Below are 25,382 nucleotides of genomic sequence, written 5' to 3' on the forward strand. Positions count from 1 at the left end.
AAACGGTAAGTGGAGCGGAGATTTTCATGCCGGGGCCGAGCCTTGTGGAGTGGGGCGCAGATAGGCTGCCAGCGCCGCTTCATAGGTGTTCTGCGCCTGCATGATGAGATCGCACACTTCACGCGCCGCGCCCTGGCCGCCGGCGGTTTGAGTGACATAGTGGACGCGCGCCCTGACTTCACGATGGCCATTTGGCACGCTTGCCGCGAAGCCGACTTGCGACAGGATCGGCAGATCGATCACGTCGTCGCCGATGAAGCCGCAGGCTTCTGCGTCGAGCTGGAGCTGCGCCAGTAATTGGATAAATGCAGAGTGTTTGTCGTGCACACCCTGTTGGACATGGGCGATGCCGAGATCTGCAGCGCGTCGGCTGACGACTGCGGACTTGCGTGCGCTGATGATCGCGGTGGCGACGCCGCTTTGCTGTAACTGCTTGATGCCGTGACCGTCCAACACATTGAAGCGTTTCAACTGCTCGCCGTCGGCGCCGTACAATAGCCCGCCATCGGTCAGGATGCCGTCGACGTCGAAAATCATCAGGCGCACGCGCGCGGCACGCGCCATCAGTTCCGCCTCTGGCAGAGCCGAATTAACTGACGCGCTGTTGTACGGAATGCCGGCTGCCATCAGATAACCTTGGCGCGAGTCAGATCATGGATATGCAACGCGCCGACCAGCGTGCCGTCGGCATCGGTCACCAGCAACTGGTTGATGCGGAATTGCTCCATCATGTGCACCGCGTCGACCGCCAGTTGATCGGCGCCGATGGTGCGCGGATTGGCATGCATGACATCGGCGATGGTCAATTTGGTGAAATCCTGCACCTGTTCGATCAGGCGGCGCAGATCGCCATCGGTGAACACGCCGACGGCATGAAATTTGTCGTCGACCACAGCGGTCATGGCGATTCCCTTGCGGGTGATCTCAAGCAGCGCAGTTGATAGCGATACATCCGCAGTCACGGCTGGAATCGCTTCGCCGCTGCGCATCACGTCACGCACATGGGTCAGCAGCCGACGGCCGAGTGCCCCGCCCGGATGCGAACGGGCGAAATCTTCTTCGCGGAAGCCGCGTGCGTCCAGCAGCGCCACTGCCAGCGCGTCGCCCATCGCCAGCGTGGCGGTGGTGCTCGCGGTCGGCGCCAGATTTAGCGGGCACGCTTCCTGCTCCACGCCAACATTGAGGTGGACGGTCGCCAGTTGCGCCAATGCCGATGCATCGTTGCCGGTCATTGCGATCAGGCTGGCGCCCATGCGCTTGATGATTGGCACAATTGCCATCAGTTCGGCGGTTTCACCGGAATTCGAAATGGCAATGAAGGCGTCGTCTTCCGTCACCATGCCGAGATCGCCGTGCGCTGCTTCGGCCGGATGGATGAACAGCGCCGGCGTGCCGGTAGAGGCGAGCGTGGCGGCGAACTTGCGGGCAATATGTCCCGACTTGCCGATGCCCGAGACCACCACCCGGCCGCTGCAGGTGAGCAGCAGCGACACGGCTTGGGCGAAGGGATCGCTGGCGCTGTCGGAAATCCGGTTTTTCAATGCAATGATGGCATCGGCTTCGATTTGCAGGGTGCTGCGGGCAAGCTCCAGCGCACGGCCGGCATCGAACGTCTTGGGCAGGGTTTTTGGCAAAATTTTGGTATCGGTTAGACTCATCCCGAAAGTATAAACGAATTCCCAAAGCAAAAAACTTGCCAGTGACGATCAGAAACAATTAATCTGTCTTCAATGTACGCTGTTAGCGTTGCAGCAACAAAACACTATTCTCATGCCAATTGATCAATGATGCTTTCCGGACTTGAACTGACCATCCTTCTGCTGGGCTCCGCCGTATTGGGCGTTGTGGCATTTCGCAGCTTTCATTTGCCGCCGATGCTCGGCTATCTGGTGGTGGGTATCCTGATTGGCCCGCATGCGCTCGGGTTTGCTGAAGACAATGCCACCACCCACGCGCTGGCCGAATTCGGCGTGGTGTTCCTGATGTTCTCGATCGGCCTCGAATTTTCGTTACCCAAGCTGACAGCGATGCGCCACATCGTGTTTGGCCTTGGAATGGCGCAGGTGCTGCTGACGATCGCCGCTACCATGCTGTTTGGCTGGGTGTTGGCGCTGGTCTTGCCGCATGTGATCAATATCAGCTGGCAGGCGGCGTTTGCATTGGGCGGTGCGTTGACCATGTCGTCGACGGCCATCGTTTCCAAATTGCTCACTGAACGACTGGAGCTGGAAACCGAGCACGGCCGTCGCATCATCGGCATCCTGCTGTTTCAGGACCTGGCGTTGGTGCCGCTGCTGATCGTCGTGCCGGCGCTCGCCGAGCATAGCGGCAACCTGCTTGCCACGCTGGCCTGGGCCAGCGGCAAGGCGATACTGGTGCTGGTCCTGCTGCTGTTTTTCGGTCAGAAGCTGATGCGCCGCTGGTTCCAGATCGTGGTGCGACGCCGGTCGCAGGAACTGTTCATGCTGAACCTGCTGCTGATCACGCTGGCTTCCGCCTGGATCACAGAGCGCGCCGGGCTGTCGCTGGCGCTGGGCGCGTTTATCGCCGGCATGCTGATTTCGGAGACGGAATACAAGCATCAAGTCGAAGAAGACATCAAGTCGTTCCGTGATGTGCTGCTGGGTTTGTTCTTCATCACTATCGGCATGCTGCTCAATCTGCGGCTAGTGATTGAGCACTGGTGGCTGGTGCTGCTGTTGCTGATTGGCCCGGTGTTCCTCAAGTTCGTGCTGATCGCCGCTTTGGCTAAGCTGTTCCGTTCTTCTACCGGCGTGGCGCTACGCACCGGGTTGGCGCTGGCGCAAGCCGGTGAATTCGGTTTCGTGTTGCTGAACCAGGCCGGCGGCCTGCAGCTGGTCGATCCCTTGCTGGTGCAGCTGATCCTGGCCTCGATGGTGCTGTCGATGCTGGCGGCGCCGTTCATCCTGGCCAAGTCCGATGCGATCGTGATGAAGCTGTCGGCCAATGAGTGGATGATGCAATCGTTGGCGCTGACGCAGATTGCGACGCGCACCATGGCAACCAAAAAGCACGTGATCATCGCTGGCTTTGGCCGCAGTGGCCAGAGCTTGGCTAAGTTGCTGGAAGAAGAAGGCATCGGCTACCACGCGCTTGATCTCGATCCGGATCGTGTGAGCGAGGCGCGCGCCGCCGGCGCGCATGTGTCGTATGGCGATGCTTCGCGCCGCGAGAGCCTGGTGGCGGCCGGTGTACACCGTGCGGCCGCACTGGTGATTACCTATGCCAGTACGCCCTCGGCCCTGAAAGTCTTGCATCATGTCAGCGAGCTGGCGCCGACCTTGCCGGTGATCGTGCGCAGCTACGACGATACCGATCTCGACAAGCTGCGCGCCGCCGGCGCCACCGAAGTGGTGCCGGAAGCGATGGAAGGCAGCCTGATGCTGGCTTCGCATGCACTAGTCATGCTGGGCGTGCCGCTACGGCGCGTGGTGCACCGGGTGCAGGCGTCGCGCGACGAGCGTTATGCGGCGCTACGCGGCTTCTTCCATGGCGTCGACGATGCGCCGGATGCCGCCGATCATTTGCAGGTGCGTCTGCATACGGTGGCGTTGCCGGAAGGCGCCAAGGCCATCGGCAAGACGCTGGCCGGGCTGGGTTTGCCGGAAATCGGCGCCGAGGTCACAGCCGTGCGGCGTGGCCGTAGCGGCATCGACGCAACGCCGGAGACGGTGCTGCAGGTGGGGGATGTGGTGGTCTTGCGTGGCGCGGCCGAAGCTATTTCCAGGGCAGAGGGGCGCTTGTTGCAAGTTTAGTAATGTTGTCGCAGTGGCGGCATTGCTGTTTGTAAATTATTGGAAATAATACCCATTCTCATTCAATCGAGAATTACAATACACATCTTTTGTCGGCTGGGTGTGGGATTGTGAATAAAGCAATACGTCATTGGTTGGTCAAGCTGCACCGCTACAGCGGTTTGTTGCTCTCCCTGTTTATCGTCATGGCCGGCCTGACCGGCAGCGCGTTGGCTTTCAACGACGAAATCGACGCCTGGCTGAATCCGCAGTTCTATCACGTGGCTGGAAACGGCGAGCGCTTGCCGATAGATAAACTGGTCGGCGTGATCGAACATGACTACCCGCATGCGCGTCTGGCATTCTTTGGCATCGATGCCGAGCCCAATGCACCGCTGCAAGCGCGGTTGCGTCCAAAGAAAGCGGAAGATACGCTGGCTGCCGATACGGTCTTTATCGATCCGTTCAGCGCCGCCGTGGTCGGCGAGCGCAATTCGAAGGCGCTCAGCATGGCGCCACAAAACCTGATGCCTTTCCTGTTCCGGCTGCATCGTTACCTGTTGTTGGACAAGACCGGTGCGATCATTTCCGGCAGCCTTGGCTTGCTGTGGCTGGCGACGCTGCTGATTGGCTTTGCGCTGGCCTGGCCCAAACATCGCAATGGCTGGCGCAAGGCGCTGTCAATCAAGCGCGGTGCCGGTGGCTTCCGTCTGATGTACGACCTGCATCGTTCGGTCGGTTTGGTAGCGGGCGTGTTGCTGGTGATTACCGCGTTCACCGGCGCCGTGATGAATTTACCTGACGTGGCGCGGCCGATTGTGTCGAGCATTTCGCCATTGACGTCGCCACCCAAATCTTCCACCAGTTCAGGTGACACCCGGATCGATTGGCAACAGGCGTTGACGCTGGCGCAGGCGAGCATGCCGCAAGCAACGCCGACACGCATTGCGCGCGACGACAAGCATGGTATTTATCAGGTCCGCATGCGTAAGTCGAATGACTTGCAGGACGGCGGCAGCGTGCGGGTATTTCTCGACGCCGGCGATGGCCATGTGTTGCACTCGCTGGATCCGCTCAAAGGCTCGTCCGGCGATGCCTTCATCGGCGTTCAGTACGGCTTGCACACTGGTCAGCTGCTGGGTTTGCCGGGCAAGATACTGGTTGCGTTCCTCGGCCTGCTGCCGCTGCTGTTCACGATTACGGGGATACTCATCTGGCTGCAAAAACGCAAATCGGAAGCGTTGGTGCGCAACCGGCGCTTGCATAAAGCCTGAGTCCGAGGGCGTGCCGTTTGGAACTCATTCTGTTTCCAATATCGGCCGTTGAAAGGAAGCGATATTGGGCTGCCGCAAGCTGCCGAACAACCAGCCGGTTTTGCCGCCGCTGAGTGTCATGGCCATTTGCTGGCGTGCGATCGGCATCCGGCACAACGGACCGAGGGCGATGTCGCGCAAGGTGCTGGCGATGCGCGAATCGGATTGGAAAAATGGCGTCAGCAATTTGCTGGCTCCCTGGTAATAGCGCAAATGGGTGCGCCGTCGTGTCGAATACAAGGCCAGCGCCTGCTCCACCTTGGGTTCCTCGGCAAGGCATTGCGCCAGCGTCATCGCATCGACCAGCGCCAGATTGGCGCCTTGCCCCAATTGCGGACTGGTGGCGTGCGCACAATCGCCGATGCAGACTACGCGGCCATCGTGCCAGTGGCGCATCTGCACATCTGCATAGCGGGCAAAGGTCAATTGTTCTGGCCGCTGAATATGCTGCAGCACCGATGTGATCGGCGCCAGCTCCAACACCGTTTTCTTCCAGGCTTCAAGCCCCTGATCCTGCCATTGCTGCAAGCGATCTGCGCGCAGGCTCCAGAACAGGCTGAGCACTGGGCTGTTCATTTGTTGATAGGCAAATCCGGTCGGCATCAATCCGAGCATTTGCTGCGCATGGCGGAACCATTGGCGCAAGCCGCCTTGCAGCGAACCGTCGTCGGGCAGCAGCGCCCATAACGCGCCCCACGGATAGGCCGTCACCTTTTGCGGAATCGGCAGCGCTGCCCGTAACTGCGAGCGGGTGCCGTCGGCGATGACGGTGCAGTCGAATTCGCCGACCGCGGAATCGGTTTCATGCGATTGCAGGTTTAGTGCAAACAGCAGCGTTTTACCGCCGCGCTGTTCGATGCGGCGGATTTCCATGCCGGTGCGGACCTGTATCCCGGCCGTTTGCAGCGCACGCCACAGCACCGAAAACAAGGCTCCGCGATGCAGGCCGAGGCCGAAGGATTCGGGATCGTGATGGCGGTAGCGAACATCCAGCACAATGCGGCCGGAAGCCGTGGTGCCGAACAGGCGATCGCTGCGCGCGCCGTGCTCCAGGATCGGATCGAGCAAGCCGAGCGCCGCCAATACATGCATTCCGGTCGGCTGCAGCAGGATGCCGGCGCCGACCGCATCCGGTTGCGGCACGCGCTCGAACAGTGTCACATCGTGACCGGCGCGCGCCAGGAATAGAGCGCTCGCAGCACCCGCCGTGCCGCCGCCGACGACGGCTATGCGCAGCATGGCGCGCCGACGCGAGAGAGCGGCTTCAATGGCTTAGCAGGATGTTTTCGGAGGCTGCGGAACGGCTGCCTGGTAACGGCGGATTGCTTTCGCCGTGGTAGGCAAACACCACCGATTCCTTGACCGCTTCGGTATTGTTTCTGCCGGCCGCATGGAACAGGCCGCTATGGAAAAACACCACGTCGCCCTGTTGCAGCGTGACTGCTTTGCCTTGTGCGAACAAGGCCTGATTCTCGGCGACTTCAGGGCGCAGGAAATCCAGCTGATCCATCTGCTCCGGCTTGATATCGAAACGATGCGAGCCGGGAATGAAACGCAGGCCGCCGTTGTTTTCGTTTTCGTTGTCGAGCGCCAGCCAGACCGAGATCAATTCGTTGCGCGGGAACGACCAGTAGCGAATATCACGGTGCCAGCCGGTCGCGGTGCCGAATTGTGGATGCTTGGTCATCACGCAATTGTGGTGCGACAAGGTCAGGCATACGCGCTCGCCCAGCAGTAGCTCCAGCATCGCCACTAGCTGCGGGTTGGTTGCCCAGGCGCGATACGAATCGTGCCGGTGGTAAGCGTCGCGCAGGCGGCGCGCGGTACGACCGCCGACGCTATCGAGCGATTTCGGCGCACCGGCATAGCCGACTTCTGATTCATATTCCAGCGGCGCCACGGCTTGTGCCAGGTGTGCGTTGGTGGTGGCCGCCATCAGTTCGCAATCGGCTGCGGAGACCATGCGCGGCAAAATCAAATAGCCGTCTTTTTCGAAAGCATCAATCTGCGCTGCCGACAGCGCCGGGGTGGTATTGGTGGACATCGTTATCTCGCGATCGTACTTTATCGCATGCCCCGACCGTGGTGGTGTGGTGGCCGGGACTGCCTGTTTATTTTTTCTTTGGTTTTTCCAGCAATGGTCCCAGATACTTGCCGGTGACGCTGGCCGGGTTTGCCGCCACCTGTTCCGGCGTGCCGGTGGCGATGATGCGGCCGCCGCCGGCGCCGCCTTCCGGACCCAGGTCGATCAGCCAATCTGCCGTCTTGATGACATCCAGGTTGTGCTCGATGATGACCACGGTATTGCCCTGGTTGCGCAGGCGGTGGATCACTTTCAGCAGCAAATCGATATCGTGGAAATGCAAGCCGGTTGTCGGCTCATCCAGTATGTACAGGGTGCGTCCGGTATCGCGCTTCGACAGTTCGAGCGACAGCTTGACGCGCTGTGCTTCACCGCCGGACAGCGTGGTGGCGCTTTGACCGAGGCGGATATAGCCGAGGCCGACATCGAGCAGCGTGTGCAGTTTGCGCGCGATGACCGGCACCGGCTTGAAGAACTCATGCGCTTCTTCAACCGTCATGCCGAGGACTTCCGTGATGTTCTTGCCTTTGTACTGGACTTCCAATGTCTCGCGGTTGTAGCGTTTGCCATGGCAGACATCGCATGGCACATAGACGTCCGGCAGGAAGTGCATTTCGACCTTGATCACGCCATCGCCCTGGCAGGCTTCGCAGCGGCCGCCCTTGACGTTGAACGAGAAGCGGCCTGCATTGTAGCCACGCTCCTTGGCCATCGGCACGGTCGAGAACAAGTCGCGGATCGGTGTGAACAAGCCGGTGTAGGTGGCTGGATTGGAACGCGGCGTGCGGCCGATTGGGGCCTGGTCGACGGAAATGACTTTGTCGAAATGCTCCAGGCCGCCGATCGATTCATGCGCTGCCGGCTCCGCTTGCGAACCATACAAATGGCGCGCTGCGGCGTGGTACAGCGTGTCGTTGACCAGCGTCGATTTACCCGAGCCGGAGACGCCGGTGACGCAAGTCAGCAAGCCGACCGGCAGGTTCATCGTGACGTTCTTTAGGTTGTTGCCAGTGGCGCCGGTGATGATGAACTGACGATCCGGATCAGCCGGGGTGCGTTTTTCCGGCACGGCGATTTTCAAGGTGCCGTTCAGGTATTTTGCGGTCAGCGATTTCTTGTTCTTGAGGATCTGCTCCAACGTACCTTCGGCGATCACGTCGCCGCCGTGGACACCGGCGCCGAGACCCATGTCGACGATATAGTCGGCAGTACGAATCGCATCTTCATCGTGCTCAACCACCAGCACGCTGTTGCCGATGTCGCGCAGGTGGCGCAGGGTTTCGATCAGGCGGTCGTTATCGCGTTGATGCAAGCCGATCGACGGTTCGTCCAGCACATACATGACGCCGGTCAGGCCGGAACCGATTTGCGAAGCCAGCCGGATTCGTTGCGCTTCGCCGCCGGACAAGGTGTCGGCGCTGCGTTCCAGCGACAGGTAATCGAGGCCGACATTGTTGAGGAAGGTCAGGCGCGAGACGATTTCCTTGATGATGCGGTCGGCGATTTCTTTCTTAGCGCCGGTCAGCTTCAGTTTTTCGAAGAACGACAAGGTTTCGCGCAGCGGTGTTGCTGCGACTTCGTAGATGGCTCTTTCCTGTTTGCCGCTGCCGACCTTGACGAAGCGTGCTTCGACGCGCAGTCGCGCGCCGTGGCAGGACGGGCATTCTTTCTCGTTGATGAACTTGGCCAGTTCTTCCTTGACCGCCATCGAATCGGTTTCGCGATAGCGCCGCTGCAGGTTGTTGACCACGCCTTCAAAGGTGTGTTCCTTGACCACGGTGCGACCGCGTTCGTTGATGTAGCTGAACGGAATGGTTTCCTTGCCGGAGCCGTACAACACCGCCTGCTGGGCTTTTTCCGGCAGCTTCTCGAACGGCATGTCGATGTCGAAATTATAGTGCGCCGCGATGTTGGTCAGCATCTGGAAATAGAACTGATTGCGTCGATCCCAGCCTTTGACCGCGCCGCTCGCCAGCGACAGGTTAGGGAAGGCGACAATCCGCTTCGGATCGAAAAATTCGATATGGCCCAGGCCATCGCATTCCGGGCAGGCGCCCATCGGATTGTTGAACGAGAACAGGCGCGGCTCCAGTTCCTGCAACGAATAACCGCAGGTCGGGCAGGCGAACTTGTTGGAATACACGTGCTCGGCGCCGCTGTCCATTTCCAGCGCAATTGCGCGGCCTTCGGCCAGGCGCAGCGCCGTTTCAAAACTCTCGGCCAAGCGTTGCTTGCTGTCGTCCTTGACCTTCAAGCGATCGATGACGACATCGATGGTGTGCTTCTCGGTCTTCTTCAGTTTCGGCAGATCGTCGACTTCATAAATCTTGGCGGTGCCGGTGCCGCTCTGAATGCGGAAACGCACAAAGCCGTGCGCCTGCATCTGTTCGAACAGGTCGACGTGTTCGCCCTTGCGATTGGCCACCACCGGCGCCAGGATCATCAGCTTGGTCTCGTCCGGCATCGCCAGCACCGCATCCACCATTTGCGACACCGATTGCGCCGCCAGCGGCTTTTCCGGGTGGTCAGGGCAGTACGGCGTGCCGACGCGCGCATACAGCAGGCGCAGGTAATCGTGAATCTCGGTGACGGTGCCGACGGTAGAGCGCGGATTGTGCGACGTGGCTTTCTGCTCGATCGAGATCGCCGGCGACAGGCCTTCGATCAGGTCGACATCCGGCTTTTCCATCAGTTGCAGGAATTGCCGGGCATACGACGACAGCGATTCGACATAGCGCCGCTGGCCTTCCGCATACAGCGTATCGAATGCCAGCGACGATTTGCCGGAGCCGGACAGGCCGGTAATCACGATCAGCTTGTTGCGCGGTAAATCCAGATTGATGTTCTTGAGGTTGTGCGTACGTGCACCCCGGATGCGGATTTCTTCCCGATTCTTATCCATCTACAGCTTTCAGCGTAAGTTTAAGGCCGTGTTGGCTTGTTGGAATTGCAATTTTCGCGTCTGGAAGGCTTGCTGTTGCCGTCGGCGGCAAAATCTGGCCGACGCTGTGCGTGCCATATCAAACGGATCAACCTACTACTATATCAGGGTCGGGATTTTGGAGTTTGCTCACCCGTCATGGTGGCGAATGACCGCGATGAGCAACGTGGCTGCCTACTTCTGTTCCAGGCGCAGCAGCAAGCTGCTACGGACATTGGCCACAGGCGTTTCCCAATCACCGGGAGACGTTTGCCGGAGCAAGCGCATGGCGCCGGGATACCATGGTGAATCTTCGCGCTCTTCCAGCCATCGCCAGCAACTGTCGAACCTTGACAGCACCCAGACCGGCCTATTCAGGGCGCCGGCCAGATGCGCGACTGAGGTATCGACGGTGATCACCAGATCGAGATTCTGAATGATGGCCGCCGTATCGCCGAAGTCCCGAACATCGGCCATCAAGTCCAGAGGACGTAAATTCTCGGGCAACTCTTCCAGCTGCGCATGCGCCGGCCCGCCCTTTTGCAAACTGACGAACGTGATGCCCGGCAGTTGCAGCAACGGCACGAACTGCCGCACATGCATCGAACGTCGCTGGTCGATGGCATTGGCGGTGAAGTCGCCGATGCGCGGATTGCCGGACCAGACCAGACCCACTTTCAGATGTTGCGAAGGTAGTCGCAGCCGCCACGCGGTTACCCGCTCGGGGTTGGCATGCAGGTACGGCAATCGATTGGGAATCGTTTCAAGAGTGGTGCCGACGTGCGGCGGCACACTCATCAACAGCGACCAATAGTCATGCACGGGTATGGTCTCGGTTTCGGTGAGTACGGCGTCCACGCCTTCGATTGTTTCCAGCAAGGACTTGAGTGCCGGGGCGCAAACCAGGGTAATGCGGGAGGCGCCGCGTTGCTTGAGCACGGAGGCATACCGGGAAAACTGGATCTGGTCGCCAAACCCCTGTTCCGGCAAAAGCAGCAACGACTTTCCGGTCAAGCATTCTCCATGCCATTGGGGGAATGGCAGGCGAGGGAGAACAACGTCCTGGCTTGTTCGGTTCGGGCTGTAGCGCGATTCATGATGGGGCCAGGCTTCCGCATAGCGGCCGGTGGCAAGCAGCAACAGGCTCAAGCCATAGCTGGCTTCCGCGTAATCCGAATTCCACGCCAATGCATTGCGGTAGGAAGCTTCTGCTTCCGAAAACCGATTGGTTTCATGGAATAGTTTTCCGAGATTGCCATGTGCCTTCACGAAATCAGGTTTCAGTTCTAGCGTGCGGCGGTAGGCGGCTTCCGCTTCGGCGAGCCGTGTGGTTTCGAAGAACAGGTTGCCCAGGTTGTAATGCGCCTCCGCCAAATGCGGATCAAGCTCAAGGGCGCGTCGCAGGACGCTTTCCGATTCGGCAAATCTTCTGGCTTCGTTGAGCAGGTTGCCCAGATTGTTGTATGCGCTTGAAAAGTCGGGGCTCTGCTCCGGTACGGCGCGAAAGGCGATTTCAGCCTCGGAAAGCCGCCTGGTCTGGTAGAGCAGGTTGCCGAGATTGTAAAGGGCCTTTGTGTAATCGGGGTTGAGTTCCAGCGCGTGGCGCAAACTCAATTCCGCTTCGGCAAACTGTCCGGTTTCCTGGAGCAGAATGCCGAGATTGCAGTGCGCCTCGACGAAATCGGGGTGATGCAGCAGCGCAAGGCGCAAGCTGCCTTCGGCTTCGGCAAACCTGCCGGTCTGGAGAAACAGATTGCCCAGGTTGTTGTGCGCTTTTGCGAAATCGGGCTGCAATTCCAGCACACGACGAAAGGCAGCTTCCGCCTCCGCTATCCTTGCGGTTGCGTGAAAAAATTACCGAGGTTGTAGATGGCCTCCATGTAATCGGGTTAAGCGCTAGCGCACGGCGCAAGCTATCTTCCGCTTCGTTAAATCTTCCAGCCTGATTGAGCAGATTGCCCAGATTGTTATGCGCTTCAATGAAATTCGGGGCCAGTTCCAGCGCTCGCCGGAATGCAGACTCTGCTTCGGCCTGTCGCCCCGCTTCAAAGAGCAGGCTTCCCAGGTTGCCGATGAAAGCAGCTTCTTCGCGGCATGCAAGCGCCTTGCGGATCAGCATTTCTGCTTCGGTCAGATTACCTTTTTGCAGCGCAATGATTCCTAGCAGGTGATTGGCATCGGCATGGGCCACATCGCTCGACAGAATTTGCCGATAACCGGCCTCGGCCTCTACCAGCATGCCCGCTCGATGCGCAGCAAGAGCAGATTCAAACAGTTCTACGACAGGTTGCGGCGACGTGGCAGGCGGATGAGTGCCATCAGACAATGTTGTAGGCGAAATATCTTGTTTGTCTGGCATAAAGGCGTTTGAGGGTGGGGAATGGCTAGCGCTGCCGATTGTACCCCAGCGGATCGGCGTCAATAGGCCGGCCGCAGTATCCGCCTTGACGAAAGCAATGGCAGTTGCGCCAGGTCCAGTACCTGCGCGGGTTACGAGGCATCTAATCCTGCTACTATACTGGGTTGCGATTGCTGTCACCATGCAGCCTGCGGGCCGCAACGAGCAGTATCTGTCCGCCAGGCTCGAACATGTCTTCTGGTCATACTCAACATGAATAGTTTGTCTACTTCCACCGATAGTGAAATCAGCAGTGGCATGAGCCGCGCCGAAGTCAAGGCGAGCGCGTCGCTGGCTTCGATCTTTGCCTTGCGCATGCTGGGCCTGTTCCTCATCCTGCCAGTGTTCGCAGTGCACGCCAAGACCTTGCCCGGCGGCGACAATGCCACCCTGGTCGGGCTGGCCATGGGTATCTATGGACTGGCGCAGTCGTTCGGGCAGATCCCGTTCGGCGTCGCTTCCGACAAATACGGCCGCAAGAAGATCATCGTCATCGGCTTGCTGCTGTTTGCGTTGGGATCGTTCATTGCGGCCGGCGCCGACAACATCTATTGGGTCATCATCGGCCGCGCGATCCAGGGCGCAGGCGCCATCTCGGCCGCTGTCACCGCCTTCATCGCCGATTCCACCCGGGAGGAACATCGGACCAAGGCGATGGCGCTGGTCGGCGGTTCGATCGGCTTGACCTTCGCCCTGTCGCTGATCGTTTCGCCGTTACTGTATGAATGGATCGGCATGGGCGGCATCTTCGGCCTGACCGGTGCCTTGTCGCTGGCCGCGATTGCGGTGGTGTTGTGGCTGGTGCCGTCGGCGCCGCTGGTCAAGGCCAAGCGCGTAGCGTGGTCGGAAATACTGCGTAACGGGCAATTGATGCGTCTCAATTACGGCGTATTTGCGCTGCACATGACGCAGATGGCGATGTTCGTGGTGATGCCTGCGGCGCTGGTCAAATACGCCGGCTTACCGGTCGAGTCGCACTGGAAGATCTATTTGCCGGTGGTCCTGGCGTCTTTTGCGCTGATGCTGCCGCCGGTATTCGTCGGTGAGAAGCAGGGCAAAATGAAGCAGGTCCTCGTGGCGGCCGTCGCCCTGTTGTTGATCGTGCAACTTGGCCTGCTACTGACTTTTTCGCTGGAAATCATTCGCTGGCAATGGCTGGTGGTGTTGCTGCTGGGATTTTTCATTGCCTTCAATGTACTGGAGGCCAGCCAGCCGTCGCTGGTGTCGCGCATTGCGCCGCCGGCCGCCAAGGGCGCTGCCCTCGGTGTCTACAACACCATGCAGGCATTGGGTTTGTTCTGCGGCGGCGCCGTAGGAGGACTTCTTAAACAGCATGTCGGCGCGCCATCGGTTTTCATTTTAGGAGCGGCGGCAACCCTGTGCTGGCTTATAATCGCATCCAGCATGAAAAATTTACCGCGTCGCGGCCAGACATCAACCACGGCCGCAGCAGCGTAGCTCACACCGCGCAGTATGTTCCACCGGGCAACATCAGACAACGAACGTCTGCGGGCGCAATGCATCAAGCGCAGTTTTCAACGCATTTTCAAGATATTGGTATTTAGTGGTAGGGGACAAAATAATTTGTCCAATTTTTCCTCTCTAGAGACAATTTATTTTGTCCAAAAAATAGCGAGGACAATTAAATTTGTCCAAACGGATTGCGAGCGCACTTGTTCTGACGAGAATAGCGTGTCTGGGCATGGGCGCTGTCGTAAGCAATTGAGCTATCTCACCCAGATCAAAAAATGCCAAAAGAAAATTGGTAAAATGACTTTTTTATACAATTAACCGCTCTAAGGATTTAACTTCTTTCGGGCGGTAATGAGATGTTCCCATCCACCCTGCAAGGTACTAATCTTGTAGGGTGTTTTCATTTTTGAGGAGGAACATGAGTGGTGCAGTTATCGTTTTTTAAGAAAATGACAGAATTATTTAAGAATATTGATGATTAACAATTAGTTTAATGACAATTTTTGTTAAACACATGCCATCAAGCTTAGATTAAATACCAGTATCACAAATGCTAGGCACCGCTGGCAGCCGTTATCGCCGCGGTGAACGGCTTCGCGTTAGGTGCAGGAGCGGAGATGGCGATCTCGGCCGACTTTATTGTGATGCGAGACGACGGCCAGATAGGGTTGCCTGAAGTAAGCATCAGAACCCATGCGGGGGGGACGTCAATCCTGCCGCGGTTGGTTGGACTGGGCAAAGCACGTGAACTGATTTTCCTGGGAAGTCGTATCAACGGAGTGGAAGCCAAGCGCATCGGGCTTGCACATGACAGCTCACCAGACGAGGCATTCTAGGTAGCAGTGCGCGCACTTGCCTCGGCACTAACGGAAAAAGCACCGTTTGAAGGGGCATCGACGCGCTCATCATAGTGGTCCAAGTCGAAATTGCTGTTGATCCGAATCTACCCGGTAGCCCATCGCTCGGTAACCCCTCTGTCGCTTTTCCCACATCCTGTAGAGCTGCGGATGATCCAGCTCTACATAATCATAAATCAGGATGTCGGTTTTGTTCGCATGGTCACGATGCAGACGGCCGGCATATTGTTGCAGTGTCCCTGCCCATGAGATCGGCAGTGTCAGAATTAACGTGTCCAATGGCGCATGGTCGAAGCCCTCGCCGACCAACTGGGCGCTGGCTAGCAGTATATGCGGTACGCCCTCCGGCAACTCCGCCAGGGCCTTGACTATCGCCTTGCGCTCTTTTACCTTCATGCGGCCGTGCAGCATGAAACAAGGGTATTCGACGTTCAACAAGTGCGCGTGTAACAGGTCAAGGTGTTCTGTCCGTTTTGTCAGCAATAACACTTTCCGTCCGTTTTTTAATGCACTGATCGCGTCGGCGACAATGTGTGCGTTTCGATCGTCGTCCTCAGCCAACAGCCGGATGACCTCTTGAATGCTGGCATGCGACGGAATTGACGGCGTTGGAAGATGCCGGACCCGAACCGTCAATTGGTCCGGGACGTGTGCCGGACGCTTGGCGATATGCCTGACGGGCCCGGACTGCATGAAGATGATCGGGTGGTGCCCGTTGCTGCGAACTGGGGTCGCGCTGAGCCCGAGGACGTAGCGTGAACTGGCTTGCTTTAAAACGGCCTCGAATGTCTCGGCGGTCAAATGATGTGCTTCATCAATTATGACCTGCCCGTATTGGCTGAGAAGTTCAGGTAGGTCTTCGCGGCGCGCCAAGCTTTGGATGACCGCGATGTCGAGCAGTCCAGTCGGTTTCTTCTTGCCGGCACCGATCAAACCAATTTTTTGCTCGTCCAGTCCAACAAAGCTGCTTAGGCGCTCTTGCCATTGCCGCATCAGGTCAGCGCGGTGGACAATCACCAAGGTACTGACCTTTCGTTTGGCAATAACAGCCGCTGCGGTGACCGTCTTTCCAAATGCGGTGGGCGCAATCAGCATGCCGAAATCATGCTTTGTGACGGCTTCGAGTGCCTCTTGCTGATCAGGGCGAAGCACCCCGAGGAATTTCGCGCTCATTGGGCGCCCGATTGAACGCTCGTCGTCCAGGCGGAGCTCAATTTTGTTGACGGTAAGCAGGGCCTCAACGTCGCTCAGGCAACCTCGCGGCAACGACAGAAATTTCTCGTGGTTTTCAGCGCGGCTGATGATCCTGGGCGTGTTCCATGTGGATCTGAGCGTGGCCTGAAGCTTGTAGAAATCTGGATTTTGGAATGCCGCAATGCGGATAAGCCGATTCATCAGTGATTGAGGCAGACCAGCTTTCTCGATGAACAATTGGGCCGCGATCGTCGCTTTTACTGCTTTCGGCATGATGCCGTTGAGTTTGACATCCGGTTTGGCGGGTCGTACCCAAGGCGCATCGGCATTCTCTTCCGGCACTTCGGCGTAGGCGATGTCGAGCGGATGGCGGTCCCCAATCAGTTTTGTCATTGCCGTTTCGATACGGCTTTGCGGAAGCGGTTTGATATTTCCAGAAACGCCCATTGATCGGGAAGCTGTTGCATATTCGCATCGACAAAGACGCTGCGTCCAAGGTCACGGGGTTCCTTTTGCAACGGCAGGGCGATCAGGTTGCCAAATCCACCTTTCGGCATGGTGTCTTGATTGGGGAAGAGGCGGTCATACGATTTAAGAGCCAATTGCCGGGTACGGGCACAGGTCGCGCTGATCAGCGCTGCCCCAAGGCGCCGCACATCTCGTGCCGGCGTCGCGTTCGCAAAAAAAAGCCAAAGATGCGCGCCCGAGCCGGAGCGCGAGATTTCCAATGCTGCGGGGAGATCATTGTCGAGGCAAGTTTGCAGAACCGCACGGGCATCTTCGCGCCAGTCCGCGTCATCAAAATCGATGGCAAGAAAATGACATCGGTTGTCGACGAGCAATGGATACACGCCGGCAGTGATCTCCCCTCTGAGATGTTGGCGAATGACGAAGTCGGTAACGGGCGAATAGAGGCTATGACTGCACTCGCTGCATTTTATGGTGGGCAATTTGCAAATACCCGGCCGCCATTTGTTGGCGCATTGGGGCGAATACCCAGGCTTTCCCGTTGTCTTGCTTATCCAGCGGACTGGATAGATATCCTCCCTCCCACGAAAGAGCCGTCGGAAGAGCTTGACCTTTGCATCGGGAGATAATTCGTTGCCGTTGGATTGCAGCGTTGAATCGCCGGTGTCGGCGGGGATGAATTGTTGCGGCATCGCAATGCCATGCTGCGCAAGAAGGGCCTTCAGAGCGACATTTTCCGCACGTAACTGGATGAGTTCGGCTTCGGTCTTTGACATGCTAGGCTCGTTTTGCGATCATAAACACTATGGGCCACCTACAACGTAGGGGGCGTTTTCCGAGGCCGGAGCGGCATCACGGAAATTGTCTCAACAACTTCTGATATTTGTCTCGCCAATTTCCGGATGAAATTACGAATCTCCAGTGAGAGTTGTACGTCGTAGCCTACTGGACAGAATTCTACTCAAGGCTGAGCTTTGCAGTTCTCCATCCGTCGGCACCATATTTGCTACTTCTTTTCTGACCAGGACGACGTCTAAACCAAGTTGGTTGCATAGGGCAATCAACGTGTTCAGTTCTACGTTAGCGGTGCCGGCTTCCAATCCCGCGAGCGTGTTCCGGTGAACGCCACTGGCTTTGGCCAATTTCGTCTTGGGTTTCTTCTGGTGCACTCGCTCTGTGCGCAGGCTCTGACCGATTTGAAGGAGGGTTGTCATGTCATTTAAAATGAATGCTTGTTTAAACAGGCATATAGCCAATATGCACAGTATAGGCAGCATTATGCCGTAAATTAAAAATTTCTCTTTATACTTAACATTCCTCAATATGCTCAACATAATATGCATTAAATGCATTCTATATTGGGCGTTTTGTTAAGTTGTGATAATTGCAACATGACAGTTTGCGCCGGCCGTAAGTGCTCATGCAGGTCTTGATAAAGCCGTTTTCTCGTCCTTGGCGCCGAGCAACCCGCAAATCTGATAAAGCGTGGCGCCGATGGATTTCATGATGCCTCCGAAGGGAATCACTCACTAATTCCCTACGGTGTCGTTCAGTTGCGCTTGGGACGAAAAAGCAGCTTACACTTGAGCGGCTTTTTACATCTAGGTAGACAAGGGGTCGTCATTTATGAAAAACCGAACCAAAAAGCATCGTATTTATGCACTGTACGGAAGTCGCGACAGTTCTTTGACGGCTCGACGAAAGAAATATTACAAGCTTGAAGATTTGTTGGCTGAGATACCTGCGGGGTTGCCTATAGATGAAGCCCGGGACCAAATATCTCCAATAGGTCGAGAGTTCGGAAGTAGGGACTATGAGCGCTTGGCTGAGCTTGATGCTCGGGTCGGGACAGCGAAGGCGGCATTCGATGCAATGAAGGTGAGTCGGGGCGATACACTTAATCAAGTAATGTTTTCTAAAATGCGTAAGCACGGGCGCCACCAATAAGCTGAAAATCTTCGCCCGAATAATCGACAGTGAGTTTCACAAAAACTTCTGATATTGACGTTTTCAATAATGTCAAATAATCATCTTATTTTTGCGGAAATTTCCAGAGTTCTCGTCAACCCTCTCATCATCCAGCAAATCCGGCTTGTAGAGATTGAATATTGTGTATCAACGATTCTGGTCGCCCCCTAAGGAACAAGATTCTGCGGGTTCTTACGGCCGAACGCGGGAAGTGGACAGTTTTTGAACCAAAAAATGACCATCGCAATATCACCTGCAACGTCAACTGCTGCGCGTATGATGCGGACGCGATTCGCGTAGATAGCGTTGCACGCTTTCCGGAGATGGCACCCTGCTAATCATGCTCCGATCGACATGTGCCTGAACCGCCTACGTTTGCATGTCGGTCCCAAACGACGGGCTAAAACGCTTAGGTGAAATCGATACCGGCCTGGCGTCGACATCTTGCAAATAACAGAAGACGCATTCGAAGTTGTGCTCAAAGACAGGGACAGTCACAGTAGTAATCATCTTGGCCACGACTCATTGTGTAGGCCCTATTTCGGTAAAGATCGCATCTGCTAGGCGATGCGTAGCATCATTGATCGGGGTACTACAACAAGCAGATTTTCATCAAAAATCAATCCCAACGAGTGAATACCTAGAACACTAAAGCGCGAGCGGAAAATATGAATCGTCCTAACCGGGACTTAACATGACAACAATTATCAGATGAGTTAGAGTTTCAAAACTGTCCGTTGTCGACCCGAAGCCAGAAGCGGCCCCTGATGCTCCAACCGTTTTTTTCAAGACTGCAGTTGCTGGCAGCCGAATTTCTCGAAAAAAGGTTTGACGGAATTGCTATGACCAGTCCTTTTGACGAATTTATACCCTCGAGCGAACTTTCCATGAACTCACAATTGATGCTGGCGCGAATGACGATTCAGATCTGACTCGACTGTTTGGACAGCGCAACGCCATTAGCTGGCCAGATCTTCTATGCGAGCATCGCGTCATCTTGCTATCCGAAGCCGGTTCGGGCAAGACGACGGAAATCCGTAATATTGCCCTCTTGCTGCGACAGAATGGCAAGCCTGCCTTCTTCGTGCGTATCGAGCATGTCAGCCAGAGTTTCGAGGACGCTTTCGAGGAGGGAAGCTTCGAGGAGTTCGATGCCTGGGCGGCGTCCGGTGAGGAGGGGTGGTTGCTTCTCGACTCAGTCGACGAGGCCCGATTGCGAGATCCCAAGGATTTCGAGCTTGCCATTAGGAAGCTAGGCGGTTGCTCGCGCCGGTGCTTCAGCAGGCACACATCGTCATTACCGGCAGAACGACCGCTTGGCGAGCGAAGACCGACCTACTGCTGTGCCGGACAGCGCTCCCCTATCGCCCTGCGGAGAAGGCGGCCGACGAAGATGCATCAGTGGACGAAACGCAGGATATCGCTACCAAGAAAACGGACACCCGGACGAACCCGACCGCCCCATTCAGGATCGTTGCGCTCGATAATCTTCATGGTAGTCAGATTGACGAGTTCTTGCGCGGCAAGAAGGTTCTGGATATTAAACTCTTCCGCGACGCGGTTGATCGTAAGGATGCTTGGTCGCTGACTACCCGCCCGCAGGACTTAGCCGAGTTGATCGAGTTCTGGAACGATCATCAAAGGATCGGATCTCGTCTCGAACTCTTGCAGAGCAGCATCTCCCGCCGCTTGGAGGAGCGTGACCAAGATCGCTCGGAGGCACGTCCGATCACAGCCGAGAGATTGCGTCTCGGTGCGCGCTTGATCGCTGCGGCGGCCACGCTCACTCAGGAATCCGACATTCGGGTACCCGATGGTACCAACAATGCGAAAGGCATCGCGATCCGGGAGGTTCTCACCGATTGGAACGACATAGATTGCGCGACCTTGCTCAGTCGGCCTATTTTTGACGAAGGTATCTATGGTACGGTCCGCTTTCATCATCGATCGGTACGCGAATACCTCACGGCCGAATGGCTGCATGCGCTGATTGTCGACGAAGGCTCGCGTGCAAGCATTGAAAATCTGTTCTTCCGGTCGCAATATGGTATCGACGTGATCGTTCCGACGATGAGGCCTGTGCTTCCCTGGCTGGCCGTCCTCGATGAACGAATCCTTGCCCGCGTTTGTCGATTGGCGCCTGAAGTCATCTGCGAGGGTGGTGATCCGAGCCAACTACCTCGTGAGACGCGAAGTAACATTCTGCGCCAAGTCTGCGAGCAGCTGACACAGCCCGCGCATGGTCGGTCACTGACCGATTACGCTGCTGTTCAACGTTTTGCAAATGTCGATCTTACTGATGACATCAAGGCGTTGCTCGCCCAATATGGTGAAGACGATGACATTGCGTGGTACCTGCTGCGTATGGTTTGGCAGGGTCAAATTGTGGGTGCCGCAGCTGAAGCCAAACACTTCGCGCTCGCCTCACGTGCGAAATATGCGCGGATCGCGGCCTTCCGAGCGCTAATGGAGGTCGGTTCCGCCGCGGATCAAGCGGAGGTGCGGCTGGCCTTCCTGGCCGAGGATGAAGATATCAACCGCGACTGGCTCGCTGAACTTATTCCCAGTCTCCCACAAGACGACGAATCCATCGCATGGCTGCTCGACGCGCTCAAGCGCGCGTCGGCCAAGAACCAATTTGAAGTTGACAGTCTCATGGGTGCAATGTCGCAACTGGTTTCCGACTGGCCCTTGCCCCTGCTGCCCAAGCTGGTAGCTGGGTTCCATGCCTTGCTGGAAACGCCACCGGTCATTGAGCGTGGCTATTATGAGATTTCTCAGCGTTACAGTTGGCTGGCACAAGCTGCCGCCCAGTCCATACTTCGCCTGATTGATGTGCAGGATCCGCGCACCCTTGAACCAGCGGCGCTATCGATCTTGCGCAAGCTCCCAATCGCCGCTCAAAATGGTGAATACGAACTTCGCGACATAAGGGGCGACCTACCGAAGCACGTCGCCGAATGGCCTGCACTCAATCATGCCTTGTTTTGGCACGACGTAGCCGAGACACGCGCTGGCCGCCATCTCCAAAAAGGCGAGCGCGTCACCGACTATTGGCAGATAGGTATCTTCGGTCATTTCTGGACATTCAGTATCGACAAGTTTGACACCATCTGCGACGACATCCTCATGCGGCCATTGCTCGATGATAAGCTCGTTGCACTCTCACTTGCTTTCGCGATGTACCGGGAGAATAACCGTCCTACCGCATGGCGCACGCGGCTGAAACGCCTGACCAAAGACGAGCCCGAGCTCAAATCAAAGCTTGAGACGCTATTGCATCCGTCGCCGCAGGGCCTGCAAAACTGGCGGCGGCAAGAGGCACGCTGGAAGAAGCGGGCGGTGCGGGAGGTCGCACGCCAGGATGCGAACAAGCGTAGTTGGAAGGAGTATCTCGACGCGAACGTTGGGGCCCTACGTGATTCGGGCGAGCCCGACATTGTCACTAACGCCCAATACTATTTGCACGGGCGAATGCGTGAGAGTAAAGACGGTTCAGGAAATTGGAGCGACGGCGACTGGCGCTCTCTGATTTCAGAATTCGGTGAACCGATCGCGCGTGCGTTTCGCGACGGTGCGGTTCGTTTCTGGCGCGGTCACCAACCACAATTGCTTTCTGAAGGCGCACAGGCCAACAGTACACCGTTCAGTGTCATTTTTGGATTGACGGGCCTGTCGATTGAGGCGCGGGAGGAACCCGACTGGCCAAAAGGACTTTCGCAGGCGGATGTAGGACGCGCGACCCGTTTCGCGCTCCGCGAGCTCAATGGTTTTCCCGGCTGGTTGCCGGGTCTTTACGTCACCTATCCCAAACAGTCATAGATATCATACTCAGAGAGATCGACCATGAGCTCGAAACCGAAAATCCTGAAAGCGGAAGCCGCAACGTGCTCTATGCTGTAAGTTGGAGCGGCGATTGGATTTGGGCCAGCTTGCGCCGTATATTGTGACTCGACTGCGGAAGTCGCCTAGGAGCGTCGACAATCTGCGCTACATGATCAACATCGTACAGGGCTCATCACTCGACGACTCAACTATCGCGATACTCGCCGCACAAAAGGCGAAAGCGACCAAGAATTTGACGACAGCGCCGATGTGGTTCGCGATGTGGACGGGCGTTGATCCAGTGGTGGCAATTCCAGCAATTGCGGCGCGGCTTGCTGAGATCAAGGCGGACGGCAATGAGACTCTATTCGCGATGCGCTTCATAACTGCGCTCGTTGGTGGTCGTCGAGAAGCCGCAGCGCGCGCCAAGCCTATCGAACGGTCGAGTATATGAAGGCGCTCTACCTACTGATGCAGGACTATGTACGCGAGGAAGACGATATTGACCGTGCCGGCAGGGGTGTCTATTCACCTGAGTTGCGCGACGATGCGCAAGACGCGCGAAATGCGCTGGTATCTTTCATTCGCGAGACGCCCGGTAAGGAAGCCTTCCTCGCACTGCTAGACATTTCACGCGAGCATCCCACCGAAACGGCGCGGTCTTGGATGGCGTTTCACGCCAAGGAAAAGGCAACACTTGATGCCGACGCGCCTGCCTGGTCTCCGCACCAGGTGCGTGATTTCCATGACCGGCTCGACCGAACGCCGGCGAATCATCGCGATCTCTGGTACCTCGTCGTAGACCGACTCCTCGATCTCAAGCACGATCTCGAGGAGGGCGACTCGAGCATCGCATCGATCTTGCAGCCGATCGCTAAGGAAACCGAAATCCGCAAATATATCGGCAATTGGTGCCGTGACCGCTCAGGTGGTCGATATGTGATTCCGCAGGAAGAGGAACTTGCCGACGCCAAGCGCCCTGACCTGCGCTTTCATGGCGTCGGCTTTGACGGGCCGGTGCCGACCGAGCTTAAACTCGCCGACAAGTGGACCGGGCCACATCTTTTCGAGCGGCTCGAGATACAACTCTGCGGCGATTATCTGCGCGATAAGCGATCAAGCCGCGGTATCTTCCTGCTCGTATACCATGGGACCAAGACTAGTTGGGACCTACCGAATGGCAAACGCGCCGAGAGCTTCGACGCCGTGATCGATGCGCTACAAAATCATTGGGCGATTCTCTCTCCGCAGTTCCCCGGTGTTGAAGATATTAAGGTGATCGGGATTGATCTCACGAAGCGCGGGCTAGATGCCAAAGCGGCGTCTAAGAAGCAGGGCAGGAAGAAGCAAAGGGCGAGTGGGTATACGGGATTGGGGGCGTCGGGCTGAATTTCCCCGCCCGCTTATGTCAGCGGCATGCCAATGTACAGCGCGTATCGCTTTCCTGTTTAACCTAAATATAGGTAGTCGACACGGTTTGTTCCTTCGTGACTACCCGTGTCCGACGGTAGTTATTTGACGGTGAGAGTTTATGGGACGAATTTTCTTCTGCGGCGATGTACACGGCCGCTTTCAACATGTAATTGAAGCCGTCAAGGCGCATAGGCCGGCGGCTGTAGTGTTCTTGGGCGACCTACAGTCCCCGCAGGCGTTAGACGACGTGCTGGCAGAAATCCTCGATTTGACCGACATTTGGTGGATTCACGGCAATCACGATACCGATAGCGATGCCGATTACGATCACCTTTTCGGCTCGACGCTGGCCGATCGCAACTTACATGGCCGCGTTGTAGAAATTGCCGGCGTGTTTGTCGCAGGCCTTGGCGGCATCTTTCGCGGACAAGTATGGGCACCGCCAGGGCAATTCGCATTCGAGACGCCGGAGGATTTCACCGCTCGATGCGGTAAAGGCAATTTGTGGCGAGGTGGATTGCCGCGAAAGCATCGCAGCTCGATTTTCCCCAGTGACTATTTCAGGCTGGCGGGTGAGCGCGCGGATATCCTTGTGACGCATGAAGCACCGAGTTGCCACCCCCACGGCTTCGTGCAAATCGACGAACTGGCGCGCAGCTTGGGTGTACGTGCGACCTTCCACGGCCACCACCATGACCGCCTGGATTACAGCAGCCACCGCGAGCGCTTGGGATTTGATGCCGTCGGCGTTGGATTCTGCGGTATCACCGACGAAGACGGTCGCGTAATCTATGAACACACAATTTCCTCTCAAAAGAGGAAGTCGATGCGTACGTCCGGCGCCTGACGGCAGGCCGCGGGTTTGACGTGGTCATCGACACCGTTGGTGGCGTTAATCTGGACCGTAGCTTTGTGGCAGCAGCTACATACGGCCGTGTCGCAGTAACTGCCGCTCGTAGCACTCATGACCTTTCTCCATTGCACGCAAAATCGCTATCGCTGCATGTAATCTTCATGTTGCTGCCGATGTTGCGGGACGTCGGGCGAGAAAGGCACGGCAATATTCTGCGCTCGATCGCTGAGCTTGTCGAACAGGGAAAACTCAAGCCTCTGCTCGACAAAAACAATTTCAGCCTGGCTCAGGTGCCGGACGCCCATAGACATCTCGAATCAGGTAACGCAATCGGAAAGGTCGTCATTGACATCGAATGATGTGATCGCTGATCTTGAATTGTCCCGTCTGTTCGGTGAATAGCTGATCCGGAACTTTCATTGGAAGGACCTTAAGTATTGCATGCTTACACGGGGATTTTTTACTAAACGCAACAGATGTCGTACAGGATCTTTGCAGCAGCCCCGTTCTTTTGGGGGCTCTGGCTCGTCTACAAGGTCTTGCCACGATCTTGCCCGTTTGTAACAGAATGACAGTGGCAAATGTTTCGCCGATGCCTGGCACCGTGTTAAACAACCGATAACCAGGAATGCCGCGGCAGTGTGCCAACAGCACCTTCTCGATGTCTTCGATCTGAATTTGCAATGCCTGCATTACCGTCGCATGGGCTTTCATGCCGATCACTTCGGTTCGACCGAGCGGCATCTTGTCAATGCCCTCGTCTGTCAATTGCTTAGCCGGGTTTCAATACAATTCAACGATGAGGAGGTTGATTGCAGTAGCTCCCTTTATTCTCCTGCCGGTCTGTAGACGGAAAATCCGA

The 25,382-nt window shown here is 56.8% G+C and carries 19 protein-coding genes and 1 pseudogene; 9 read left to right on the plus strand and 11 right to left on the minus strand.

Annotation, left to right across the window (positions count from 1 at the left end; all coding sequences use genetic code 11):
* Positions 1 to 24: 24 nt before the first annotated feature.
* Positions 25 to 627 carry a KdsC family phosphatase gene (locus CAter10_RS01795; RefSeq protein ID WP_061532049.1) on the minus strand — a complete coding sequence of 201 codons (603 nt, stop codon included), beginning with the start codon at positions 625 to 627 and terminating at the stop codon, positions 25 to 27.
* The gene (locus CAter10_RS01800) at positions 627 to 1,658 is read right to left on the minus strand and encodes a KpsF/GutQ family sugar-phosphate isomerase (RefSeq protein ID WP_061535120.1); all 1,032 of its coding nucleotides are present in this window, start codon (positions 1,656 to 1,658) and stop codon (positions 627 to 629) included. The genes CAter10_RS01795 and CAter10_RS01800 overlap by 1 nt, the downstream gene beginning before the upstream one ends.
* Positions 1,659 to 1,787: 129 nt before the next feature.
* Here CAter10_RS01800 and CAter10_RS01805 point away from each other — a divergent pair, with 129 nt between their 5' ends.
* Both CAter10_RS01805 and CAter10_RS01810 read left to right on the plus strand, forming a co-directional pair.
* Complete coding sequence (locus CAter10_RS01805) at positions 1,788 to 3,776, plus strand: monovalent cation:proton antiporter family protein (RefSeq protein WP_061535121.1); 1,989 nt, start codon at positions 1,788 to 1,790, stop codon at positions 3,774 to 3,776.
* Between the two features lie 110 nt (positions 3,777 to 3,886).
* Positions 3,887 to 5,029 carry a PepSY-associated TM helix domain-containing protein gene (locus tag CAter10_RS01810; protein WP_128082957.1) on the plus strand — a complete coding sequence of 381 codons (1,143 nt, stop codon included), beginning with the start codon at positions 3,887 to 3,889 and terminating at the stop codon, positions 5,027 to 5,029.
* Between the two features lie 24 nt (positions 5,030 to 5,053).
* Here CAter10_RS01810 and CAter10_RS01815 read toward each other — a convergent pair whose 3' ends face one another.
* From CAter10_RS01815 to CAter10_RS24440, 5 genes and pseudogenes are all read right to left on the minus strand, one after another.
* Entirely contained in the window at positions 5,054 to 6,307 is a 1,254-nt protein-coding gene (locus CAter10_RS01815) for an FAD-dependent oxidoreductase (protein ID WP_061532051.1), read from the minus strand.
* 25 nt (positions 6,308 to 6,332) lie between these two features.
* Complete coding sequence (locus tag CAter10_RS01820) at positions 6,333 to 7,112, minus strand: phytanoyl-CoA dioxygenase family protein (protein WP_061532052.1); 780 nt, start codon at positions 7,110 to 7,112, stop codon at positions 6,333 to 6,335.
* A 67-nt stretch (positions 7,113 to 7,179) separates the two neighbouring features.
* Positions 7,180 to 10,053 carry an excinuclease ABC subunit UvrA gene (gene uvrA, locus CAter10_RS01825; RefSeq protein ID WP_061532053.1) on the minus strand — a complete coding sequence of 958 codons (2,874 nt, stop codon included), beginning with the start codon at positions 10,051 to 10,053 and terminating at the stop codon, positions 7,180 to 7,182.
* 213 nt (positions 10,054 to 10,266) lie between these two features.
* Complete coding sequence (locus CAter10_RS23290; RefSeq protein WP_257722431.1) at positions 10,267 to 11,904, minus strand: tetratricopeptide repeat protein; 1,638 nt, start codon at positions 11,902 to 11,904, stop codon at positions 10,267 to 10,269.
* Positions 11,905 to 11,974: 70 nt separating this feature from the next.
* Positions 11,975 to 12,613, minus strand: a pseudogene (locus CAter10_RS24440) (tetratricopeptide repeat protein); the annotation flags it as partial.
* Between the two features lie 114 nt (positions 12,614 to 12,727).
* On the opposite strand from CAter10_RS24440, the gene CAter10_RS01845 reads away from it, so the two are divergent.
* Both CAter10_RS01845 and CAter10_RS01850 read left to right on the plus strand, forming a co-directional pair.
* Positions 12,728 to 13,927 carry an MFS transporter gene (locus CAter10_RS01845; protein ID WP_128083172.1) on the plus strand — a complete coding sequence of 400 codons (1,200 nt, stop codon included), beginning with the start codon at positions 12,728 to 12,730 and terminating at the stop codon, positions 13,925 to 13,927.
* Between the two features lie 590 nt (positions 13,928 to 14,517).
* Positions 14,518 to 14,778 carry an enoyl-CoA hydratase/isomerase family protein gene (locus CAter10_RS01850; RefSeq protein ID WP_257722357.1) on the plus strand — a complete coding sequence of 87 codons (261 nt, stop codon included), beginning with the start codon at positions 14,518 to 14,520 and terminating at the stop codon, positions 14,776 to 14,778.
* A 69-nt stretch (positions 14,779 to 14,847) separates the two neighbouring features.
* Here CAter10_RS01850 and CAter10_RS23300 read toward each other — a convergent pair whose 3' ends face one another.
* The 3 genes from CAter10_RS23300 to CAter10_RS24445 all read right to left on the minus strand — a co-directional run bounded on the left by CAter10_RS23300 (position 14,848) and on the right by CAter10_RS24445 (position 17,813).
* A complete protein-coding gene (locus CAter10_RS23300; RefSeq protein ID WP_236905470.1) occupies positions 14,848 to 16,386 on the minus strand; it encodes a DEAD/DEAH box helicase in 1,539 nt (512 codons plus the stop codon).
* Positions 16,383 to 17,237: a TOTE conflict system archaeo-eukaryotic primase domain-containing protein gene (locus CAter10_RS23305; RefSeq protein ID WP_236905471.1), complete on the minus strand. Its 855-nt coding sequence runs from the start codon at positions 17,235 to 17,237 to the stop codon at positions 16,383 to 16,385. The genes CAter10_RS23300 and CAter10_RS23305 overlap by 4 nt, the downstream gene beginning before the upstream one ends.
* Before the next feature lie 132 nt (positions 17,238 to 17,369).
* Positions 17,370 to 17,813, minus strand: a complete 444-nt coding sequence (locus CAter10_RS24445; protein WP_061532059.1) for a helix-turn-helix domain-containing protein — start codon at positions 17,811 to 17,813, stop codon at positions 17,370 to 17,372.
* A 1,876-nt stretch (positions 17,814 to 19,689) separates the two neighbouring features.
* On the opposite strand from CAter10_RS24445, the gene CAter10_RS23020 reads away from it, so the two are divergent.
* The 5 genes from CAter10_RS23020 to CAter10_RS21735 all read left to right on the plus strand — a co-directional run bounded on the left by CAter10_RS23020 (position 19,690) and on the right by CAter10_RS21735 (position 24,879).
* Entirely contained in the window at positions 19,690 to 22,251 is a 2,562-nt protein-coding gene (locus CAter10_RS23020; protein WP_205630278.1) for an NACHT domain-containing protein, read from the plus strand.
* 172 nt (positions 22,252 to 22,423) lie between these two features.
* A complete protein-coding gene (locus CAter10_RS23025) occupies positions 22,424 to 22,708 on the plus strand; it encodes a hypothetical protein (protein WP_205630279.1) in 285 nt (94 codons plus the stop codon).
* The gene (locus tag CAter10_RS23030; RefSeq protein WP_205630280.1) at positions 22,705 to 23,643 is read left to right on the plus strand and encodes a hypothetical protein; all 939 of its coding nucleotides are present in this window, start codon (positions 22,705 to 22,707) and stop codon (positions 23,641 to 23,643) included. Before CAter10_RS23025 ends, CAter10_RS23030 begins: the two co-directional genes overlap by 4 nt.
* 142 nt (positions 23,644 to 23,785) lie before the next feature.
* Positions 23,786 to 24,514, plus strand: coding sequence for a metallophosphoesterase family protein (locus CAter10_RS01875; RefSeq protein WP_061532061.1), 729 nt, complete (start codon positions 23,786 to 23,788; stop codon positions 24,512 to 24,514).
* A gap of 20 nt (positions 24,515 to 24,534) precedes the next feature.
* Positions 24,535 to 24,879: a zinc-binding dehydrogenase gene (locus tag CAter10_RS21735; RefSeq protein ID WP_164840401.1), complete on the plus strand. Its 345-nt coding sequence runs from the start codon at positions 24,535 to 24,537 to the stop codon at positions 24,877 to 24,879.
* On the opposite strand, the gene CAter10_RS01885 is transcribed toward CAter10_RS21735, so the two are convergent.
* Positions 24,863 to 25,288 carry a hypothetical protein gene (locus tag CAter10_RS01885; protein ID WP_061532063.1) on the minus strand — a complete coding sequence of 142 codons (426 nt, stop codon included), beginning with the start codon at positions 25,286 to 25,288 and terminating at the stop codon, positions 24,863 to 24,865. The genes CAter10_RS21735 and CAter10_RS01885 overlap by 17 nt on opposite strands.
* Between the last annotated feature and the right edge of the window lie 94 nt (positions 25,289 to 25,382).

Source organism: Collimonas arenae (genome assembly GCF_001584165.1).
GTDB classification, from domain to species: Bacteria; Pseudomonadota; Gammaproteobacteria; order Burkholderiales; family Burkholderiaceae_D; genus Collimonas; species Collimonas arenae.

Excerpts from the sequence above, each read along its gene's own strand:
- CAter10_RS23305 (WP_236905471.1), bottom strand. The coding sequence starts at position 17,237 with ATGTCAAAGACCGAAGCCGAACTCATCCAGTTACGTGCGGAAAATGTC.
- CAter10_RS23030 (WP_205630280.1), top strand. The coding sequence starts at position 22,705 with ATGAAGGCGCTCTACCTACTGATGCAGGACTATGTACGCGAGGAAGAC.
- CAter10_RS23025 (WP_205630279.1), top strand. The coding sequence starts at position 22,424 with ATGATCAACATCGTACAGGGCTCATCACTCGACGACTCAACTATCGCG.
- uvrA (WP_061532053.1), bottom strand. The coding sequence starts at position 10,053 with ATGGATAAGAATCGGGAAGAAATCCGCATCCGGGGTGCACGTACGCAC.
- CAter10_RS01815 (WP_061532051.1), bottom strand. The coding sequence starts at position 6,307 with ATGCTGCGCATAGCCGTCGTCGGCGGCGGCACGGCGGGTGCTGCGAGC.
- CAter10_RS01820 (WP_061532052.1), bottom strand. The coding sequence starts at position 7,112 with ATGTCCACCAATACCACCCCGGCGCTGTCGGCAGCGCAGATTGATGCT.
- CAter10_RS23300 (WP_236905470.1), bottom strand. The coding sequence starts at position 16,386 with ATGACAAAACTGATTGGGGACCGCCATCCGCTCGACATCGCCTACGCC.
- CAter10_RS24445 (WP_061532059.1), bottom strand. The coding sequence starts at position 17,813 with ATGCATTTAATGCATATTATGTTGAGCATATTGAGGAATGTTAAGTAT.
- CAter10_RS01875 (WP_061532061.1), top strand. The coding sequence starts at position 23,786 with ATGGGACGAATTTTCTTCTGCGGCGATGTACACGGCCGCTTTCAACAT.
- CAter10_RS01845 (WP_128083172.1), top strand. The coding sequence starts at position 12,728 with ATGAGCCGCGCCGAAGTCAAGGCGAGCGCGTCGCTGGCTTCGATCTTT.
- CAter10_RS01800 (WP_061535120.1), bottom strand. The coding sequence starts at position 1,658 with ATGAGTCTAACCGATACCAAAATTTTGCCAAAAACCCTGCCCAAGACG.
- CAter10_RS01795 (WP_061532049.1), bottom strand. The coding sequence starts at position 627 with ATGGCAGCCGGCATTCCGTACAACAGCGCGTCAGTTAATTCGGCTCTG.
- CAter10_RS01805 (WP_061535121.1), top strand. The coding sequence starts at position 1,788 with ATGCTTTCCGGACTTGAACTGACCATCCTTCTGCTGGGCTCCGCCGTA.